The 1,025-nt window shown below is 57.7% G+C and carries 1 protein-coding gene and 1 rRNA gene (1 of these 2 cut by a window edge); both read left to right on the top strand.

Annotated elements, in window-relative coordinates; all coding sequences use genetic code 11:
* A partial coding sequence (locus tag ABJK56_RS03840) for a hypothetical protein (RefSeq protein ID WP_347243345.1) occupies positions 1 to 236 on the top strand: 236 nt, incomplete at its 5' end.
* Between the two features lie 221 nt (positions 237 to 457).
* Positions 458 to 1,025: ribosomal RNA gene (locus tag ABJK56_RS03835) — 16S ribosomal RNA — on the top strand (its annotated part continues 316 nt past the right edge of the window); the annotation flags it as partial.

Raw genomic sequence — 1,025 nt, 5'->3', positions numbered from 1 at the left:
CCAGATGGAACGCTAAGACGCTGGCCGGACTGGCTTTTGGAGGGAAGACCAAGCCCTACGGGTCGCTTTACCTTCACCAGTTGGCGCCTTTGGAGGAGAGGGGAGGCGCTTCAAAGGTCTGGGCTTTTGGGTCCGGTCAGTTTGAAAGCTTTAGAGGTGAGGCGGGTAAGATAACGACGGTTTTTATGGAGCTGTTGAGCGTCGCGCGGAGCGAGAGCCGAGGGCAGAGACGGTAAAACATACCTCGATTTTTACACCGAATTTCGGCGCAGGGTATTGACACAAGCCGGGGATAGATGATAGAATACGCAGCGGCACCGTGAAGGGACGCCATCCGCGGAAAGGGTGAAGGTGGGTTGACCAGCTTCTTCCGCGGTGGTAGAATAAGCGGTGCTGGAAAGCACTTTGAAAACCGGGGATAAGTGAGAGTAAGGAATTTAAGTGCAAGGATTAAGCTCTGATGGAGAGTTTGATCCTGGCTCAGGACGAACGCTTGCGGCGTGCCTGAGAAATGCAAGTCGAGCGGTCCGGCAGGCTTTGGTCTGCTGGACAGCGGCGAACGGTCGAGTAACACGTAAAGAACCTGCCCTCAGGACCGGGATAGCCCTGCGAAAGCGGGAGTAATACCGGATACAGTGTGAGGGGGGCATCCCTCTCACATGAAAGGGAGCGATCCGCCTGAGGAGGGCTTTGCGGCCTATCAGCTAGTTGGTAGGGTAACGGCCTACCAAGGCGACGACGGGTAGCTGGTCTGAGAGGACGGACAGCCGGACTGGGACTGAGACACGGCCCAGACTCCTACGGGAGGCAGCAGTCGGGAGTCTTGCACAATGGGGGAAACCCTGATGCAGCGACGCCGCGTGCGGGATGAAGTCCTTCGGGACGTAAACCGCTTTTGTCCGGGAAGAAGTTCTGACGGTACCGGACGAATAAGCCCCGGCTAACTACGTGCCAGCAGCCGCGGTAAAACGTAGGGGGCGAGCGTTATCCGGATTTACTGGGCGTAAAGCGCGCGTAGGCGGCTG

Origin of the sequence: Thermogutta sp., from assembly GCF_039793925.1 — a bacterium.
Classification (GTDB): Bacteria; Planctomycetota; Planctomycetia; order Pirellulales; family Thermoguttaceae; genus Thermogutta.
The sequence above is the reverse complement of the archived record's forward strand: the minus strand, read 5'-3'. Positions and strand labels throughout refer to the sequence as shown.